Annotated in this window: 16 protein-coding genes; 9 read left to right on the top strand and 7 right to left on the bottom strand. The window is 55.3% G+C overall.

Annotation, left to right across the window (positions count from 1 at the left end):
• Window positions 1-138 precede the first annotated feature (138 nt).
• From F0Q32_RS18080 to F0Q32_RS18070, 3 genes are read left to right on the top strand one after another with little or no spacing between them, the layout of a single operon-like run.
• Window positions 139-1,161 carry a hydrolase gene (locus tag F0Q32_RS18080; RefSeq protein WP_149464173.1) on the top strand — a complete coding sequence of 341 codons (1,023 nt, stop codon included), beginning with the start codon at window positions 139-141 and terminating at the stop codon, window positions 1,159-1,161.
• Window positions 1,158-1,376 carry a YheU family protein gene (locus F0Q32_RS18075; RefSeq protein WP_015962712.1) on the top strand — a complete coding sequence of 73 codons (219 nt, stop codon included), beginning with the start codon at window positions 1,158-1,160 and terminating at the stop codon, window positions 1,374-1,376. Before F0Q32_RS18080 ends, F0Q32_RS18075 begins: the two co-directional genes overlap by 4 nt.
• Before the next feature lie 26 nt (window positions 1,377-1,402).
• Window positions 1,403-2,272 (top strand): phosphoribulokinase, encoded by an 870-nt coding sequence (locus F0Q32_RS18070; protein ID WP_149464172.1) that lies wholly within the window; start codon window positions 1,403-1,405, stop codon window positions 2,270-2,272.
• A gap of 131 nt (window positions 2,273-2,403) precedes the next feature.
• Here F0Q32_RS18070 and F0Q32_RS18065 read toward each other — a convergent pair whose 3' ends face one another.
• Window positions 2,404-2,808, bottom strand: a complete 405-nt coding sequence (locus tag F0Q32_RS18065; protein ID WP_149464171.1) for an OsmC family protein — start codon at window positions 2,806-2,808, stop codon at window positions 2,404-2,406.
• Between the two features lie 302 nt (window positions 2,809-3,110).
• Between F0Q32_RS18065 and crp the strand changes: the two genes are divergently transcribed.
• Window positions 3,111-3,743: a cAMP-activated global transcriptional regulator CRP gene (gene crp, locus F0Q32_RS18060; RefSeq protein ID WP_000242758.1), complete on the top strand. Its 633-nt coding sequence runs from the start codon at window positions 3,111-3,113 to the stop codon at window positions 3,741-3,743.
• A gap of 48 nt (window positions 3,744-3,791) precedes the next feature.
• Window positions 3,792-5,867 (top strand): YccS/YhfK family putative transporter, encoded by a 2,076-nt coding sequence (locus tag F0Q32_RS18055; protein WP_149464191.1) that lies wholly within the window; start codon window positions 3,792-3,794, stop codon window positions 5,865-5,867.
• Here F0Q32_RS18055 and F0Q32_RS18050 read toward each other — a convergent pair.
• From F0Q32_RS18050 to ppiA, 5 genes are all read right to left on the bottom strand, one after another.
• Window positions 5,860-7,077 carry an aspartate aminotransferase family protein gene (locus tag F0Q32_RS18050; RefSeq protein WP_149464170.1) on the bottom strand — a complete coding sequence of 406 codons (1,218 nt, stop codon included), beginning with the start codon at window positions 7,075-7,077 and terminating at the stop codon, window positions 5,860-5,862. The two genes, F0Q32_RS18055 and F0Q32_RS18050, sit on opposite strands and share 8 nt — an antisense overlap.
• Before the next feature lie 88 nt (window positions 7,078-7,165).
• On the bottom strand, window positions 7,166-7,729 hold the full coding sequence (gene pabA / locus F0Q32_RS18045) for an aminodeoxychorismate synthase component 2 (RefSeq protein WP_149464169.1): 564 nt from the start codon (window positions 7,727-7,729) through the stop codon (window positions 7,166-7,168).
• A 181-nt stretch (window positions 7,730-7,910) separates the two neighbouring features.
• Entirely contained in the window at window positions 7,911-8,507 is a 597-nt protein-coding gene (locus F0Q32_RS18040) for a putative adenosine monophosphate-protein transferase Fic (protein ID WP_149464168.1), read from the bottom strand.
• Window positions 8,497-8,664 (bottom strand): YhfG family protein, encoded by a 168-nt coding sequence (locus tag F0Q32_RS18035; protein ID WP_149464167.1) that lies wholly within the window; start codon window positions 8,662-8,664, stop codon window positions 8,497-8,499. The genes F0Q32_RS18040 and F0Q32_RS18035 overlap by 11 nt, the downstream gene beginning before the upstream one ends.
• Before the next feature lie 230 nt (window positions 8,665-8,894).
• A complete protein-coding gene (gene ppiA / locus F0Q32_RS18030) occupies window positions 8,895-9,467 on the bottom strand; it encodes a peptidylprolyl isomerase A (protein ID WP_149464166.1) in 573 nt (190 codons plus the stop codon).
• 279 nt (window positions 9,468-9,746) lie between these two features.
• Here ppiA and tsgA point away from each other — a divergent pair, with 279 nt between their 5' ends.
• Window positions 9,747-10,925, top strand: a complete 1,179-nt coding sequence (gene tsgA, locus F0Q32_RS18025) for an MFS transporter TsgA (protein ID WP_149464165.1) — start codon at window positions 9,747-9,749, stop codon at window positions 10,923-10,925.
• Window positions 10,926-11,023: 98 nt separating this feature from the next.
• On the opposite strand, the gene F0Q32_RS18020 is transcribed toward tsgA, so the two are convergent.
• Window positions 11,024-12,304 (bottom strand): cytosine deaminase, encoded by a 1,281-nt coding sequence (locus F0Q32_RS18020; RefSeq protein ID WP_149464164.1) that lies wholly within the window; start codon window positions 12,302-12,304, stop codon window positions 11,024-11,026.
• A 237-nt stretch (window positions 12,305-12,541) separates the two neighbouring features.
• On the opposite strand from F0Q32_RS18020, the gene nirB reads away from it, so the two are divergent.
• From nirB to cysG, 3 genes are all read left to right on the top strand, one after another.
• Window positions 12,542-15,085, top strand: coding sequence for a nitrite reductase large subunit NirB (gene nirB / locus F0Q32_RS18010; RefSeq protein ID WP_149464163.1), 2,544 nt, complete (start codon window positions 12,542-12,544; stop codon window positions 15,083-15,085).
• The gene (gene nirD / locus F0Q32_RS18005) at window positions 15,082-15,408 is read left to right on the top strand and encodes a nitrite reductase small subunit NirD (protein WP_149464162.1); all 327 of its coding nucleotides are present in this window, start codon (window positions 15,082-15,084) and stop codon (window positions 15,406-15,408) included. Before nirB ends, nirD begins: the two co-directional genes overlap by 4 nt.
• 135 nt (window positions 15,409-15,543) lie before the next feature.
• Window positions 15,544-16,917: a siroheme synthase CysG gene (cysG, locus tag F0Q32_RS18000; RefSeq protein ID WP_149464161.1), complete on the top strand. Its 1,374-nt coding sequence runs from the start codon at window positions 15,544-15,546 to the stop codon at window positions 16,915-16,917.
• Window positions 16,918-16,948 lie beyond the last annotated feature (31 nt).

Raw genomic sequence — 16,948 nt, 5'->3', positions numbered from 1 at the left:
GTAATAATCACATTAAAAATTTGTGACGCAGGTCAACTCAAAAAGGGGTAAAAGAGGCTACCACCGCCCATTTTCTTAAACAGAATCAAAAAGTGACGGTATAGTAGTCAGCAGATTAAAAGAGAACATCGCAACGTTATGGCCCAAATTACTCCCGCAGAGTTTGCTGTCCCACAGGACGATTCTTCCACGTTTCGCCCGATGCCCGGCATCAGCAACCCGCATCTGCAAACCATGCTGCCGAGGCTCATCCGCCGTCGGCTACACTTTACGCCGCACTGGCAGCGCCTCGATTTACCCGACGGCGACTTTCTGGATATCGCCTGGAGCGAAGATCCCATGCAGGCGAAGCACAAACCCCGCCTGGTGGTGTTTCACGGTCTGGAAGGCAGCCTGCACAGCCCCTATGCACACGGTCTGATTCAGGCAGCGAAAGAACGCGGCTGGCTCGGCGTGGTGATGCATTTTCGCGGCTGCAGCGGCGAACCGAATCGCCTTAACCGTATTTATCACTCCGGTGAAACAGAAGACGGCACCTGGTTTTTAAACTGGCTGAAGCAGGAACTGGGCGATGCGCCCACGGCGGCGGTCGGTTATTCACTCGGCGGCAACATGCTGGCCTGCCTGCTGGCGAAAGAAGGCCCTACGGTTCCGCTGGATGCTGCGGTGATTGTCTCCGCGCCATTTGTGCTGGAGGCCTGTAGCTATCATATGGAAAAGGGCTTTTCGCGGGTGTATCAGCGCTATTTGCTCAACCTGTTAAAAGGCAACGCCTCGCGCAAACTGGCGGCGTATCCTGGCACGCTGCCGGTCGATTTGCGCCAGCTTAAGCGCGTGCGCAAAATCCGTGAATTTGATGACTTGATTACTGCCAAAATTCACGGTTTCGCCGACGCTATCGACTATTATCGTCAATGTAGCGCCATGCCGTTGCTCAATCAGATAGCCATTCCAACGCTGATTATTCATGCGAAGGACGATCCCTTTATGGATCAACACGTTATCCCCGATGCCGACTCACTCCCCGCCTGCGTCGAATACCAGTTAACGGAACATGGCGGCCATGTCGGCTTTATCGGCGGCACCTTCCGCCGACCGCAAATGTGGCTGGAGCAACGTATTCCCAACTGGCTGATGCCGTGGCTTGGAGGTGAAAAATGATCATTCCGTGGCAAGACATCGACGCTGAAACGCTCGATAACCTGATTGAAAGCTTTGTGTTGCGTGAAGGCACCGATTATGGTGAATATGAACGTTCACTTGCGCAAAAGGTCGCCGACGTAAAACAGCAACTACAACGCGGCGAAGCGGTACTGGTGTGGTCGGAACTTCATGAAACCGTCAACATCATGCCCCGCAGCCAGTTTCGCGGTTAATCTTACCGACTCGGGAGTTGTTCGCTATGTCTGCCAAACATCCGGTTATCGCCGTCACGGGTTCCAGCGGGGCGGGAACCACCACCACCAGCCTCGCGTTCCGCAAGATTTTCGCCCAGCTTAAACTCCACGCCGCAGAGGTGGAAGGCGACAGCTTCCACCGCTACACGCGTCCGGAAATGGACTTAGCGATTCGTAAGGCGCGCGATATGGGGCGTCATATCAGCTACTTCGGCCCGGATGCCAACGACTTCAGCCTGCTGGAACAAACCTTCCGCGAGTACGGGTACAGCGGCACCGGACAATCGCGAAAATATCTGCATACCTATGATGAAGCGGTGCCGTGGAATCAGGTGCCGGGAACCTTCACCCCGTGGCAGCCGCTGCCTGAGCCGACCGACGTGCTGTTTTATGAAGGGCTGCACGGCGGCGTGGTTACGCCGCATCACGATGTGGCGAAACATGTCGATTTACTGGTGGGCGTGGTGCCAATTGTGAACCTGGAGTGGATCCAGAAGATGATCCGCGACACCAGCGAGCGGGGTCACTCCCGCGAGGCGGTGATGGATTCCGTGGTCCGTTCGATGGAAGATTACATCAACTACATCACCCCGCAGTTCTCGCGCACACATCTTAACTTCCAGCGCGTGCCAACGGTCGATACCTCCGATCCCTTCGCCGCCAAAGGCATTCCGTCGCTGGATGAAAGCTTTGTGGTGATCCACTTCCGCAATCTCGACAATATCGACTTCCCATGGCTGCTGGCAATGTTGCAGGGCTCGTTTATCTCGCATATGAATACGCTGGTGGTGCCTGGCGGCAAGATGGGGCTGGCGATGGAATTGATCATGACGCCGCTGGTGCAGCGGTTGATGGAAGGGAAGAAGATTGGGTGAAGGGTGCAGGCTGGGCCCCTCACCCCGGCCCTCTCCCGCAGGGAGAGGGAGAAAATCAGCGCAGAACCTGAACACCGCACGGTCAGTCCCCTCTCCCTGCGGGAGAGGGTTAGGGTGAGGGGTGTCTCAACTTACCCCTCCACCACCTCATAAGAATGGGTAATGTTCACCGCTTTGCCCAGCATCAGCGCCACTGAACAGTACTTCTCTGCCGACAAATCCACCGCGCGGGACACCGCAGCATCTTTCAGTTCTTTACCCGTCACGATGAAGTGCAGGTTGATGTGGGTAAAAATACGCGGGGCTTCTTCGCGGCGTTCAGAGGTCAGTTTAACTTCACAATCGGTCACGTTATAACGCCCCTTTTGCAGAATCGACACCACGTCGATAGCGCTACAGCCGCCCGCTGCCATCAGCACGATTTCCATCGGGCTTGGTGCTTTATCACCTGAGTTGCCATCCATCAAAATCTGGTGCCCGGAAGCTGATTCACCCAGGAAGGTTAACCCTTCAACCCATTTCACACGCGCTTGCATAGTTGTCACTCCAAAGTTGCAAATTTATTGTCAGATTACGCGCACATAACAAATCTCGCAACGGAAGTAGACCTGGGTCATGCTGAAGCGAGACACCAGGAGACACACGGCGAAAGCTATGCTAAAACAGTCGGGATGCTACAGAGATACATAAACGTACTGCATGTATGCAGAGGACATCACATACTGGTCGCGACAATCTTTGACGACCGACTTCCCAGGTAGAGGGAAGGATATTATTTCAACCAGTGGCGGCCTGATTTATGCCGCTGGCGATAGCTTATAACAGAGGATAACCGCGCATGGTGCTTGGCAAACCGCAAACAGACCCGACTCTCGAATGGTTCTTGTCTCATTGCCACATTCATAAGTACCCATCGAAGAGCACGCTGATTCACCAGGGTGAAAAAGCGGAAACGCTGTATTACATCGTTAAAGGCTCCGTGGCAGTACTCATCAAGGATGAGGAAGGCAAAGAGATGATCCTTTCCTACCTCAACCAGGGCGATTTCATCGGTGAACTGGGCCTGTTTGAAGAGGGCCAGGAACGTAGCGCCTGGGTTCGAGCGAAAACCGCCTGTGAAGTGGCGGAAATCTCCTATAAGAAATTCCGTCAGCTTATCCAGGTTAACCCGGATATCCTGATGCGTCTCTCCTCTCAGATGGCGCGCCGTCTGCAGGTGACCTCTGAGAAAGTCGGTAACCTGGCGTTCCTCGACGTTACCGGTCGTATCGCACAGACGCTGCTGAATCTGGCGAAACAGCCGGATGCCATGACCCACCCGGACGGTATGCAAATCAAAATAACCCGTCAGGAAATCGGTCAGATCGTTGGTTGCTCCCGTGAAACGGTGGGTCGCATCCTGAAGATGCTGGAAGATCAGAATCTGATCTCCGCACACGGTAAAACGATCGTCGTTTACGGCACGCGTTAATCCCGTCTGACGGCGTATTGTTCACGCAATACGCCGTTTTTGTCTCTTATGTGGCGCAGGCTGATTTACCACCCGGAAGTCAACTATGCACTGCGGCAAACGCTGGTGTTATGTTTGCCGGTCGCCGTCGGCCTGATCCTCGGCCAGCTTCAACACGGTTTACTGTTCTCTTTAGTGCCTGCCTGCTGCAACATCGCCGGGCTGGATACTCCCCATAAACGCTTCTTCAAACGCCTGATTATTGGTGGATCGCTGTTCGCCGGATGCAGCCTGATTGTGCAATTGCTGCTGGCTGATGATATCCCGCTGCCGTTTATCCTCACGGGTCTGGCGATGGTGCTGGGTGTTACCGCCGAAATCAGCGCACTGCACGGGCGATTGCTTCCGGCTTCGCTGATTGCCGCGATTTTTACCCTAAGCCTGGCGGGTAACATGCCCATCTGGGAGCCGTTACTTATCTACGCACTCGGCACGTTGTGGTACGGGCTGTTTAACTGGTTTTGGTTCTGGTTGTGGCGCGAACAACCGCTGCGCGAATCGTTAAGCCTGCTCTATCGCCAACTGGCGGAGTACTGCGAAGCCAAATATAGCCTGCTGACGCAACATACCGACCCGAACACCGCCCTGCCGCCGTTGCTCAACCGTCAGCAGAAAGTGGTCGATCTTATCTCCCAGTGCTATCAGCAGATGCACATGCTGGCGGCGAATCAGCACAATGATTACAAGCGCCTGCTACGCGCCTTCCAGATGGGGCTGGATTTGCAGGAGCACATCTCGGTGAGCCTGCACCAGCCGGAAGAGGTACAAAAACTGGTCGAGCGCAGCCACGCCGAAGTGGTGATTCGCTGGAACGCACAAACCGTCGCCGCGCGCCTGCGGGTCATGGCCGATGACATTCTTTATCACCGCTTCCCGACGCGCTTCAATATGGATAAGCAAATTGGCGCGCTGGAGAAAATTGCCCGCCAGCATCCCGATAACCCGGTTGGGCAGTTCTGCGCCTGGCACTTCAGCCGCATCGCCAAAGTGTTGCGTTCTCAGCGCCCGCTTTATCCGCGTAATCTGATGGCCGATAAAGAGCGCCGCCTGCCGTTGTTCCCGGCGTTGAAAAGCTATCTGTCACTGAAATCACCCGCCCTGCGTAATGCCGCGCGTTTAAGCGTGATGTTGAGCATCGCCAGCCTGATGGGGGCGGCACTGCATCTGCCAAAACCTTACTGGATCTTAATGACCGTGCTGTTGGTGACGCAAAACGGCTACGGCGCGACGCGCGTGCGTATCTTCCACCGTGCAGCGGGTACGCTGGCGGGGCTGGTGATTGCCGCTGCAACGTTGCACTATCATTTCCCGGAAGGGCTTGCGCTGGCCGCGATGCTGGTGATCACCCTGATAAGCTATCTGATCATTCGCAAAAGCTACGGCTGGGCAACCGTGGGATTTACCATTACGGCGGTATATACCCTGCAATTGCTGACGCTCAACGGTGAGCAGTTTATTGTCGCACGTTTCGCCGACACCATTATTGGCTGCCTGATCGCCTTTGGTGGCATGCTGTGGCTGTGGCCGCAGTGGCAAAGTGGTTTGCTGCGGAAAAATGCGCATTCAGCGCTGGAAGCGGATCAGGAGGCAATCCAGTTAATTTTGAGTGACGACCCTGCCGCGGAAAAACTGGCGTATCAACGTATGCGCGTCAACCAGGCCCATAACGCCTTGTTTAACTCGCTCAATCAGGCGATGCAGGAACCGGGCTTCAATACGCACTATCTGGAAGATATGAAACTGTGGGTGACGCACAGCCAGTTCATCGTTGAGCATATCAACGCGATGACCACGCTGGCGCGTGAGCACGATACGCTCTCGCCGGAACTGATGCAGCGTTATCTGGAATCGTGTGAAGTCGCCCTGCAACGCTGTCAGCAGCGTCTGGAGTATGATGAATCGGGCAGCAGCGGGGATGTGAACATCATGGAGTCGCCGGATACGCTGTCCCATGGGCCACTCAGCACCATGGAACAGCATCTCCAGCGTATTCTGGGCCACCTCAACACCATGCACACTATTTCGTCGGTGGCATGGCGTCAGCGGCCACGGCACGGTATCTGGCTAAACCGCCATATTAACTAACGACCTTTGCCACTGCCTGAGCAAAGCGCGTCATGCCGTCGTCGATGTCTTTTTCTTCCACCACCAGCGACGGCGCGAAACGCATCACGTCCGGCCCGGCGTTCAGCACCATGACACCCGCCTCGGCGGCGGCGTAAAGGAATTCACGCGCGCGGCCTTTGTACGGCTCTTTCAGTTCGGCGCCAATCAGCAGCCCCATTCCGCGAATATCGCTGAAGATATCAAACTTCGCGTCAATATCCTGCAAATGCTTCACGAAACGCTCGCGTTTGGCGTGAACGCCATCGAGCACGTCAGGCGTGTTGATAATATCGAATGCCGCACCCGCCACAGCACAGGCCAACGGGTTACCGCCGTAGGTCGAGCCGTGGGAGCCGACGTGAAATGCGCTGGCAATATCTTCAGTCGTGAGCATGGCGCTAATCGGGAAACCACCGCCCAGGGCTTTCGCGCTGGTAAGGATATCCGGCGTCACGCCATAGTGCATATAGGCAAACAGCGAGCCGGTACGGCCCATCCCGCTCTGCACTTCATCAAACACCAACAGCGCCTGATGTTTATCGCACAGGTCACGCAGCCCCTGTAAAAATTCCGGGGTCGCGGCCAGCACGCCGCCTTCGCCCTGAACGGGTTCGACCACAATCGCGCAGGTATGGTCATCAATTACCGCTTCAACCGCATGCAGATCGTTAAACGGCACGTGGACGATATCCGCCGGTTTCGGGCCAAAGCCATCGGAATATTTCGGCTGACCGCCGACAGAAACAGTAAACAGCGAGCGACCATGGAAGGCATTATGGAAGGCAATAATCTTACTTTTGTACGGGCTATGACGCGTAGAGGCGTAGTAACGCGCCAGTTTGAACGCGGTTTCGTTGGCTTCTGTACCGGAGTTCATGAACACTACGCGCTCGGCAAAGGTGGCGTCCACCAGCTTCTGCCCCAGACGCAGCGCCGGTTCGTTGGTAAACACGTTACTGGTGTGCCACAAGGTTTCACCCTGCGATTTTAGCGCCTCTACCAGCGCCGGATGGCAATGCCCCAGCGCCGTTACCGCAATCCCGCCGGCGAAATCGACGTACTCTTTCCCCTGCTGATCCCACACGCGGCTGCCTTTACCTTTTACCGGGATAAACTCCGCCGGTGCATAAATTGGCAGGATCACCTGATCGAATGTCGCGCGGGTAATTGCAGGTTGTTTGGTTGTCATGTCATGCCCTTCTGTGATTATGCAGCAATGATTATGAAATTATAATCACAAAATATGCATAAAAGATCACTTGATAGCAATGACTAAATTAGCGATTAAGAAAGTTTGCCAGCAGCGCATGCCCTTGTTCGCTGAGAATACTTTCCGGGTGGAACTGCACGCCTTCAAGATCCCACTGGTGATGGCGAATGCCCATAATCTCACCGCTTTCACTGCGCGCGGTCACCTCGAAGCTTTCAGGTAGCGTATCCGGGTCAATCAGCAGGGAATGGTAGCGAGTGACGGTCAGCGGGTTATTCAGCCCCTGAAAAACGCCCTGCCCGTTGTGCGTGACAGGTGAGGTTTTGCCATGCATCACTTTTTGCGCCCGCACGATGCGCGCGCCAAACGCCTGCGCAATCGCCTGATGCCCCAGGCACACGCCCAGCAGCGGCGTTTTTCCTGCGTAATGGCGAATGACCTCCAGCGAAATACCCGCGTCATCCGGCGTACAGGGACCGGGGGAGATAACAATTTTCGCCGGGCTAAGCGCATCGATTTGCGCGAGGGTGATGTCATCGTTGCGCTTCACGAGTACCTCAGCACCCAGCTCGCAGAAATACTGGTAAAGGTTCCAGGTAAAGGAATCGTAGTTATCAATTAGCAGGATCATGGCGGCTCCGGTTACAGCAAACCGGAGCATTCTACCGTTTGTGCCGCGTCTGGACGATGAAAAGGTGCGTTTAGATACCCCTCACCCCGGCCCTCTCCCGCAGGGAGAGGGAGAAGGGCTCGATCGGTTCCCTCTCCCTGCGGGAGAGGGTTAGGGTGAGGGGAAACAAGCTGCGCCAATATCAAACACGCCCTTCCCTCACCACCTTAGTAAACAGTGCCAGCAGCGGCTTCAAATCCCCCATCGCCCCCTGCTGGTTGGCGTCGTTCCAGCGTAGCGGTTCAATCTCCCGCCAGTCCAGCGCGTAACCCGCGTGAATAGCCAGTTGCTCAAAGAATATACGCTGCGCCAGGCCACTGCCAATGCGAAACGGATGCAGTACGTTGATTTCGCAGTAATACCACGTTAGCCGCTCAATAAACGCGTCTTTTTCCAGCCCCGACAGCCAGTCCTCGTCTTCCAGTTCCTGCATCAGGGCGTTGCCCTCTTTTTCAATGCGCGTGAAATGACAGAACGGTGTATCGCCGTGGTAGATATTGATTTCCCGATATTTTCCGGCCCAGTCAAACACATCCTGATAGAGCTGATAATGAATGGCGCACAGCCAGGGAAGCCCGCGCACCTGCGGGCCCAGTTCGAGGGTCGCGGCACGTAGTGAGGTAAGCTCCAAGGCGGCCTGTTCAAGGCGAGTGGCTTCGCGGATGCCCAGTTTATTACGCATCACGTTTAAACCAGGGAACAGATAAGGGTCGCGGTCGTTACCGAATTTATCGCTCATAGTGCCCCCGCAGTTGTTCAATGCGTGTCAGCGCGTCTTCGGCACTGAGGGTGACCAACGGGATATCAACACCTTCCAGGCGGCGACTGGCCTGAAAATTCTCGTTGCGTGTTTTTTCCCAGAGCTGAGCTTTTTGCTTATCGGTGAGTTTTTTCATGCAGCCTCCCTGAACTGATCCCGTTTGCCACAAGTATAAGCAGCAATTGCAGGTTATACACATCATCATTCAAGCTGCCTCTGCGTTGGCTGCACTCGTTCACCCCAGTCACGTACTTATGTACGCTCCAGGGGATTCACTCCCTTGCCGCCTTGATGCAGCTCGAATGATTTTGTGTATATGCAGGAAGGCAAAAACGCGCGGACGGCATCGCCCGCGCGAAGAAGAATTTACGGCAGGACTTTTGCGGAGAGGATAACAATCGGTTTGGTCGGCACATTCTGGTACGGGCCAACGTTATGGGACTGCACCTGAGAAATTTTATCAGCAACATCCATCCCTTTGACAACCTTACCAAATACCGCGTAGCCAAAATCACGCTGACCGTGATCGAGGAAGGCATTATCCGCTACGTTGATGAAGAACTGGCTGGTTGCGCTATCTTTATCAGCAGTACGCGCCATTGCGATAGTGCCACGGGTGTTACGCAGGCCGTTGTCAGCTTCGTTTTTGATTGGCGGGTTCGGCTGTTTCTGCTGCATCTGCTCATTAAAACCGCCGCCCTGCACCATGAAGCCCGGGATCACGCGGTGAAAAGTGGTGTTGTTGTAGAAACCGCTGTTGACGTAGTTCACGAAGTTTTCAACGGAAACCGGCGCTTTCTGGCTGTTCAGCTCCAGCTCAATATTCCCTGCGGAAGTCGTCAGCAGCACATGCGGGTCGCCAGTCGCTGCAAGAGCTGCCGGGGAGATCGCTGAGAGTGCAAAAACAGCCGTCATGGCCGCCAGAGTTGATTTGAGCATGAGAATTCCTTAACGGGTGCAGTAAAGAAGGCAAGTGGCTTGATTCTAAAGAGGGTTTGCACCCCAGGCCAGACTTTTACTTAAGTTTACTTAGTTGAAACAGATGTAACCAGCACGGCGCTGAAATCTACACATTTTTAATGTGACGCGCATCACGTTAGCTGGTGCAATAAATAACATTGATGCAATAAAACTAGGAATGCATCACTTAAATGAATAAAATCTGCGCACCCGGCGGGGTGTCAACGCGTTTTACGTTTCTATTCATACAGGCCAGTCATGACTAACAGCAACCGTATCAAGCTCACATGGATCAGCTTCTTCTCCTACGCCCTTACCGGTGCGTTGGTGATTGTCACCGGGATGGTGATGGGAAATATCGCCGATTACTTCAATCTGCCCGTTTCCAGCATGAGTAACACCTTCACCTTCCTGAACGCCGGGATCCTGATTTCTATCTTCCTGAACGCGTGGCTGATGGAAATCGTGCCGCTGAAAACGCAGCTCCGCTTTGGCTTTGTGCTGATGGTGCTGGCGGTTGCCGGTCTGATGACCACGCACAGCCTGGCGCTGTTCTCCGCCGCGATGTTCGTACTCGGCCTGGTCAGCGGGATCACCATGTCGATCGGTACATTCCTGATCACCCACATGTATGAAGGTCGCCAGCGCGGCGCGCGTCTGCTGTTCACCGACTCCTTCTTCAGCATGGCCGGGATGATCTTCCCGATGGTCGCCGCGGTTCTGCTGGCGCGCAGCATCGAATGGTACTGGGTGTATGCCTGCATTGGTCTGGTTTACGTGGCTATCTTTATTCTGACCTTCGGTTGCGACTTCCCGGTTCTCGGCAAAAAAGCCGCGCCCGATGCGCAGCCTGTGGTGAAAGAAAAATGGGGTATCGGCGTACTGTTCCTGTCGATTGCCGCGCTGTGCTACATCCTTGGTCAGCTCGGGTTTATCTCCTGGGTGCCGGAATACGCCAAAGGCCTGGGCATGAGCCTGAACGACGCGGGTAAACTGGTGAGCGATTTCTGGATGTCATATATGTTCGGTATGTGGGCGTTCAGCTTCATTCTGCGCTTCTTCGACCTGCAACGCATTCTGACCGCGCTGGCGGGCCTGGCAACCGTGCTGATGTACTTCTTCATTCACGGCGAGCCGCAACATCTGGCGTGGTTCATCCTGACGCTGGGTTTCTTCTCCAGCGCGATTTACACCTCAATCATTACGCTGGGTTCGCTGCAAACCAAAGTGGCCTCGCCGAAGCTGGTTAACTTTGTACTGACCTGCGGCACCATCGGCACCATGCTGACCTTTGTGGTCACCGGCCCGATTGTGGCCCACAGCGGCCCGCATGCGGCGCTGGTAACCGCCAACGCTCTCTACGCTGTGGTCTTCGTGATGTGCGTCATCCTCGGCTTCGTTAGCCGCCATCGCCAACACGGCGCGGCGTCTCACTAAGACGATTGTTGTTGTACCCGGTGGCGCTGCCGCTTACCGGGCCTACGAGGCGTGTCGCCTTGCAGGCCCGGCAAAGCGCCATCCGGCATTTCATCGCCTCATGTGTTTCGCGCGAAATTCACGCGCTCTCCCCGCACCCAGGTTTTCGCCAGCTGGGTTTCCGCAATCACCGTCCCTTCTCTTATCGACCAGCGTACCGGCACCTGACGGCGTACCGCCTCAAAACCATTCTCCGCCGGTAAAATTATCAGGTTAGCCCTATTCCCCGACGCGATGCCGTAATCCGTCACGCCAAACGTCCGCGCGCTGTGGTGCGTAATCAGCTTCAGCCCCTCGTTGATTTGCTGATACCCCATCAACTGGCAAACGTGCAGCCCCATATGCAGCACCTGCAACATATTCCCGGTGCCGAGCGGATACCACGGGTCGAACACATCATCATGCCCGAAGCAGACGTTAATCTCTGCCGCCAGCATCTCTTTCACGCGGGTAATACCGCGACGTTTCGGATAATCGTCAAAACGACCTTGTAGATGAATATTCACCAACGGGTTAGCGACAAAGTTAATGCCCGACATCTTCAGCAAGCGGAATAAGCGCGAGGTATACGCGCCGTTATAGGAGTGCATCGCCGTAGTGTGGCTCGCCGTCACCCGACTGCCGATGCCCTCTTTCAGCGCCAGTGCCGCCACGGTTTCGACAAAGCGTGACTGCTCATCGTCGATTTCATCGCAGTGGATATCCAGCGGGCGGTCATATTTCTGCGCCAGACGAAACGCGATATGCAGCGACTCCACGCCATACTCGCGGGTAAATTCAAAATGCGGGATTGCCCCCACCACATCCGCGCCGAGCTTGAGTGCCTCTTCCAGCAGCGCTTCACCGTTGGGATAGGACAGAATCCCCTCCTGCGGGAAGGCCACGATTTGCAGGTCAACCCACGGCGCAACTTCCTGCTTCACTTCCAGCATCGCTTTCAGCGCCGTAAGCGACGGGTCAGAGACATCCACATGGGTACGCACATATTGAATGCCGTTCGCCATCTGCCACTTCAGGGTCTTCCACGCCCGAGCTTTCACATCGTCGTGACTGAGCAGCGCTTTGCGCTCGGCCCAGCGTTCAATACCCTCAAACAACGTGCCGGACTGATTCCAGTTTGGTTCACCCGCCGTTTGCGTGGTGTCGAGGTGAATATGCGGCTCAATAAACGGCGGCAGCGCTAAACCGCCCTCAGCATCGAGCACCTGTGGGTCGTCAGCCCGCACCACCTCCATGGGGGTAATCGCGCCAAACCGGCCATTTTCTATCGCGATTTGCCAACATCCTTCCTGATTCGGCAAACGCACATTCTGGATTAAGCGAAGCGGTAGCGTTGTCATTCCTTTCTCCCAATTTAGTCGCTGTTTTTTTCACCAGCACGAAATGTTCATTTACCACTATTTTGTACATAAAAAGAGCAACCTGGAAAAGCGTGTCTTTTCCGTAACTTATAAAAATACTGACAAATCAGTGATATACCCATTAAGTGGTAGGCAAAGGTGTATTTGATTTGTATCAATAATCGCCATAGCTGAATCGTTAAGGTAGGCAGTAATAGAAAAGAAATCGAGGCAATAATGAGCAAAGTCAGACTCGCAATTATCGGTAACGGCATGGTCGGCCACCGCTTTATCGAGGATCTTCTCGATAAGTCCGACGCCAGCCTTTACGACATCACCGTGTTCTGTGAAGAACCGCGTAAAGCCTATGACCGCGTGCACCTTTCTTCCTACTTCTCTCATCATACAGCGGAAGAGCTGTCGCTGGTGCGCGAAGGTTACTATGAGAAGCATGGCGTTAAGGCGCTGATTGGCGAACGCGCCATCACCATTAACCGTCAGGAAAAGGTGATCCACTCCAGCGCCGGTCGTACAGTATTTTATGACAAATTGATCATGGCGACGGGTTCGTACCCGTGGGTCCCACCGATCAAGGGCTCTGAAACGCAGGACTGCTTTGTTTATCGTACCATCGAAGATCTTAACGCCATTGAATCCTGCGCACGTCGCAGCAAACGCGGCGCGGTGGTTGGCGGCGGGCTGCTCGGCCTGGAAGCGGCTGGCGCACTGAAAAGTTTAGGCGTAGAAACCCACGTCATCGAGTTCGCGCCCATGCTGATGGCTGAACAGCTTGATCAGATGGGCGGCGAGCAGTTGCGTCGTAAGATTGAAAGCATGGGCGTGCGCGTGCACACCAGCAAAAACACCAAAGAGATCGTTCAGGAAGGCAAAGAAGCGCGCAAAACCATGCGCTTTGCCGACGGCAGCGATTTAGAAGTCGACTTTATCGTCTTCTCTACCGGTATTCGTCCGCGCGATAAACTGGCGACCCAATGCGGCCTGGCCGTGGCGCAGCGCGGCGGTATCGTGATTAATGATACCTGCCAGACCTCCGACCCGGATATCTACGCTATCGGTGAATGTGCCAGCTGGAATAACCGTGTTTACGGCCTGGTGGCGCCTGGCTACAAAATGGCGCAGGTCGCCGTTGACCATATCCTCGGTACGCAGAACGCATTCCAGGGCGCAGACCTCAGCGCCAAACTGAAGCTGCTGGGCGTTGATGTCGGCGGTATCGGTGATGCGCACGGCCGCACACCGGGGGCACGCAGCTACGTTTACCTCGACGAAAGCAAAGAAGTCTACAAACGTCTGATCGTCAGCGAAGACAACAAATACCTGCTCGGCGCAGTGCTGGTGGGCGACACCAGCGACTACGGCAACCTGTTGCAGCTGGAGATGAACAAGATTGAGCTGCCGGAAAACCCGGACTCCTTGATTCTTCCTGCACATGCGGGCAGCGGTAAACCGTCTATTGGCGTCGATAAACTGCCGGACAGCGCACAAATCTGTTCCTGCTTCGACGTCACCAAAGGTGACCTCGTCGCGGCGATTAACCGTGGCTGCCACACCGTTGCGGCACTGAAAGCGGAAACCAAAGCCGGTACCGGCTGCGGCGGTTGTATCCCGCTGGTGACGCAAGTGCTGAACGCGGAACTGTCAAAACAGGGCATCGAAGTAAACAACAACCTGTGTGAACACTTCGCCTTTACCCGCCAGGAGCTGTATCACCTCATCCGCGTGGAAGGGATTAAATCCTTCGACGAACTGCTGCAAAAATACGGGAAAGGCTACGGCTGCGAAGTGTGTAAACCGACTGTCGGTTCACTGCTCGCCTCCTGCTGGAATGAGTACATTCTCAAACCAGAACATACGCCATTGCAGGATACCAACGACAACTTCCTGGCGAATATCCAGAAAGACGGGACCTATTCCGTTATCCCACGCTCTGCGGGCGGTGAAATCACCCCGGAAGGGCTGGTCGCCGTGGGCCGTATCGCGCGTGAGTTTAATCTGTACACCAAAATCACCGGTTCTCAGCGTATCGGCCTGTTTGGCGCACAAAAAGACGACCTGCCGGAAATCTGGCGTCAGCTGATTGATGCTGGCTTCGAAACCGGCCATGCATATGCGAAAGCGCTGCGTATGGCGAAAACCTGCGTGGGCAGCACCTGGTGCCGCTACGGCGTAGGCGATAGCGTGGGCTTCGGCGTTGAGCTGGAAAACCGCTACAAAGGCATCCGCACGCCGCACAAAATGAAATTCGGCGTCTCCGGCTGTACCCGTGAATGTGCGGAAGCGCAGGGTAAAGACGTGGGCATCATCGCCACCGAGAAAGGCTGGAACCTGTATGTCTGCGGTAACGGCGGGATGAAACCGCGTCACGCGGACCTCCTGGCGGCTGACCTCGATCGCGATACGCTGGTGAAATACCTCGACCGCTTCATGATGTTCTACATTCGCACAGCCGATAAGCTGACGCGTACCGCGCCGTGGCTCGATAATCTGGAAGGCGGGATCGACTACCTGCGCGCCGTGATTATCGACGACAAACTGGGCCTGAACGAACATCTGGAATCTGAAATTGCCCGTCTGCGTGCGGCCTTCGCCTGCGAGTGGACTGAAACCGTCAACAACCCGGCGGCGCAGGTGCGTTTCAAACACTTTATCAACAGCGAACAGCGTGACCCGAACGTGCAGGTTGTGCCTGAACGTGAACAGCATCGCCCGGCCACGCCGTACGAACGCATCCCGGTCACCATGGTGGAGGAAAACGCATGAGCCAGTGGGTAAACATCTGCAAAATCGACGCTATTTTGCCGGCAACCGGCGTTTGCGCCCTGCTGGGCGACCAGCAGGTGGCGATTTTCCGCCCCTACGCTGACGACCAGGTTTACGCCATCAGCAACATCGACCCGTTCTTTGAGTCCAGCGTGTTATCTCGCGGCCTGATCGCAGAACATCAGGGCGATTTATGGGTCGCCAGCCCGCTGAAAAAACAGCGTTTCCGCCTGCGCGATGGTCTGTGTATGGAAGATGAAAGCCACTCTGTCGCCCATTTTGAGGCCCGCGTCAAAGACGGCCAGGTGCAGCTTAAAGCCTGACGTGACAGGTCATAGGTTCCTCCTATGACCTCTTAGAGGTAACAGCAGGAAAAGTCGTATGTTTCATACGGCTTCTGCTGTTATTCTACTCACCATTATCCCCCCCCTGATTCTGTCCATTTAAGAGGCTACACCGTGGATCACTTACCTATCTTCTGCCAGTTACACGACCGTGACTGTTTATTGGTTGGCGGCGGTGATGTTGCTGAACGCAAGGCGCGTCTGCTGCTTGATGCAGGAGCTCGCTTGACGGTCAACGCGCTGGAGTACGTTCCTCAGTTCAGGATATGGGAAGATGCAGGTATGTTGACGCTGGTTGAGGGCGAATTTGCTCCGTCGCTGCTTGATACCTGCTGGCTGGCGATTGCCGCCACGGATAACGATGTGGTGAATCAGCAGGTCAGCGAAGCGGCGGAAGCGCGGCGCATTTTCTGCAACGTGGTCGATGCCCCGAAAGCCGCCAGTTTTATCATGCCGTCGATTATCGACCGCTCGCCGCTGATGGTGGCGGTCTCTTCCGGCGGCACGTCTCCGGTGCTGGCGCGTCTGCTGCGCGAAAAACTGGAATCGCTGCTGCCGTTGCATCTTGGCCAGGTAGCACACTACGCGGGCCAGCTACGTTCACGGGTGAAAAAGCAGTTTTCCACCATCGCTGAACGCCGCCGTTTCTGGGAAAAACTGTTCAGCCATGACCGTTTAGCCCAGTCGCTGGCAAATCAGGACAACGTTGCCATTAATCAGGTCACTGAACACCTGCTCACCGAACCGCTTGATCATCGCGGTGAAGTGGTGCTGGTTGGCGCCGGGCCGGGCGATGCGGGCTTATTGACGCTCAAAGGGCTGCAACAGATCCAGCAGGCGGATGTGGTGGTTTATGACCGTCTGGTCTCTGATGACATTATGAATCTGGTGCGTCGTGACGCGGACCGCATCTTCGTCGGAAAACGTGCCGGTTATCACTGCGTGCCGCAGGATGAGATCAACCAGATCCTGCTGCGCGAAGCGCAGAAAGGGAAACGCGTGGTGCGACTGAAAGGCGGCGATCCGTTTATCTTCGGGCGCGGGGGTGAAGAACTGGAAACCCTCTGTGATGCGGGAATCCCCTTCTCCGTTGTGCCGGGTATTACGGCGGCATCCGGTTGCTCGGCGTATTCGGGTATCCCACTCACGCACCGCGACTATGCGCAAAGCGTGCGTCTGGTCACCGGCCACCTGAAAACCGGTGGTGAGCTGGACTGGGAAAATCTGGCGGCAGAGAAACAAACGCTGGTGTTCTACATGGGGCTGAATCAGGCAGCAACCATCCAGGAAAAACTGATTGAACACGGTATGTCGGCGGAGATGCCGGTGGCGATTGTGGAAAACGGTACGGCCATTAAACAGCGCGTCGTTGACGGTACGCTGTCTGAGTTGGGTGCACTGGCGCAGCAGATGGAAAGCCCGGCACTGATTATCGTAGGCCGGGTGGTTGGGCTTCGCGAGAAGCTGAACTGGTTCTCAAATCATTAATGCATTTTGAGCTGCCGATTGGCTGCTGCAC

Origin of the sequence: Pseudocitrobacter sp. 73, from assembly GCF_008369545.1 — a bacterium.
GTDB lineage: Bacteria > Pseudomonadota > Gammaproteobacteria > Enterobacterales > Enterobacteriaceae > Pseudocitrobacter > Pseudocitrobacter vendiensis.
The sequence above is the reverse complement of the archived record's forward strand: the minus strand, read 5'-3'. Positions and strand labels throughout refer to the sequence as shown.

What these genes read in the sequence shown, in the direction of transcription:
- F0Q32_RS18080 (WP_149464173.1), top strand. Translation starts at nt 139, where the DNA reads ATGGCCCAAATTACTCCCGCAGAGTTTGCTGTCCCACAGGACGATTCT.
- F0Q32_RS18075 (WP_015962712.1), top strand. Translation starts at nt 1,158, where the DNA reads ATGATCATTCCGTGGCAAGACATCGACGCTGAAACGCTCGATAACCTG.
- F0Q32_RS18070 (WP_149464172.1), top strand. Translation starts at nt 1,403, where the DNA reads ATGTCTGCCAAACATCCGGTTATCGCCGTCACGGGTTCCAGCGGGGCG.
- F0Q32_RS18065 (WP_149464171.1), bottom strand. Translation starts at nt 2,808, where the DNA reads ATGCAAGCGCGTGTGAAATGGGTTGAAGGGTTAACCTTCCTGGGTGAA.
- crp (WP_000242758.1), top strand. Translation starts at nt 3,111, where the DNA reads ATGGTGCTTGGCAAACCGCAAACAGACCCGACTCTCGAATGGTTCTTG.
- F0Q32_RS18055 (WP_149464191.1), top strand. Translation starts at nt 3,792, where the DNA reads ATGTGGCGCAGGCTGATTTACCACCCGGAAGTCAACTATGCACTGCGG.
- F0Q32_RS18050 (WP_149464170.1), bottom strand. Translation starts at nt 7,077, where the DNA reads ATGACAACCAAACAACCTGCAATTACCCGCGCGACATTCGATCAGGTG.
- pabA (WP_149464169.1), bottom strand. Translation starts at nt 7,729, where the DNA reads ATGATCCTGCTAATTGATAACTACGATTCCTTTACCTGGAACCTTTAC.
- F0Q32_RS18040 (WP_149464168.1), bottom strand. Translation starts at nt 8,507, where the DNA reads ATGAGCGATAAATTCGGTAACGACCGCGACCCTTATCTGTTCCCTGGT.
- F0Q32_RS18035 (WP_149464167.1), bottom strand. Translation starts at nt 8,664, where the DNA reads ATGAAAAAACTCACCGATAAGCAAAAAGCTCAGCTCTGGGAAAAAACA.
- ppiA (WP_149464166.1), bottom strand. Translation starts at nt 9,467, where the DNA reads ATGCTCAAATCAACTCTGGCGGCCATGACGGCTGTTTTTGCACTCTCA.
- tsgA (WP_149464165.1), top strand. Translation starts at nt 9,747, where the DNA reads ATGACTAACAGCAACCGTATCAAGCTCACATGGATCAGCTTCTTCTCC.
- F0Q32_RS18020 (WP_149464164.1), bottom strand. Translation starts at nt 12,304, where the DNA reads ATGACAACGCTACCGCTTCGCTTAATCCAGAATGTGCGTTTGCCGAAT.
- nirB (WP_149464163.1), top strand. Translation starts at nt 12,542, where the DNA reads ATGAGCAAAGTCAGACTCGCAATTATCGGTAACGGCATGGTCGGCCAC.
- nirD (WP_149464162.1), top strand. Translation starts at nt 15,082, where the DNA reads ATGAGCCAGTGGGTAAACATCTGCAAAATCGACGCTATTTTGCCGGCA.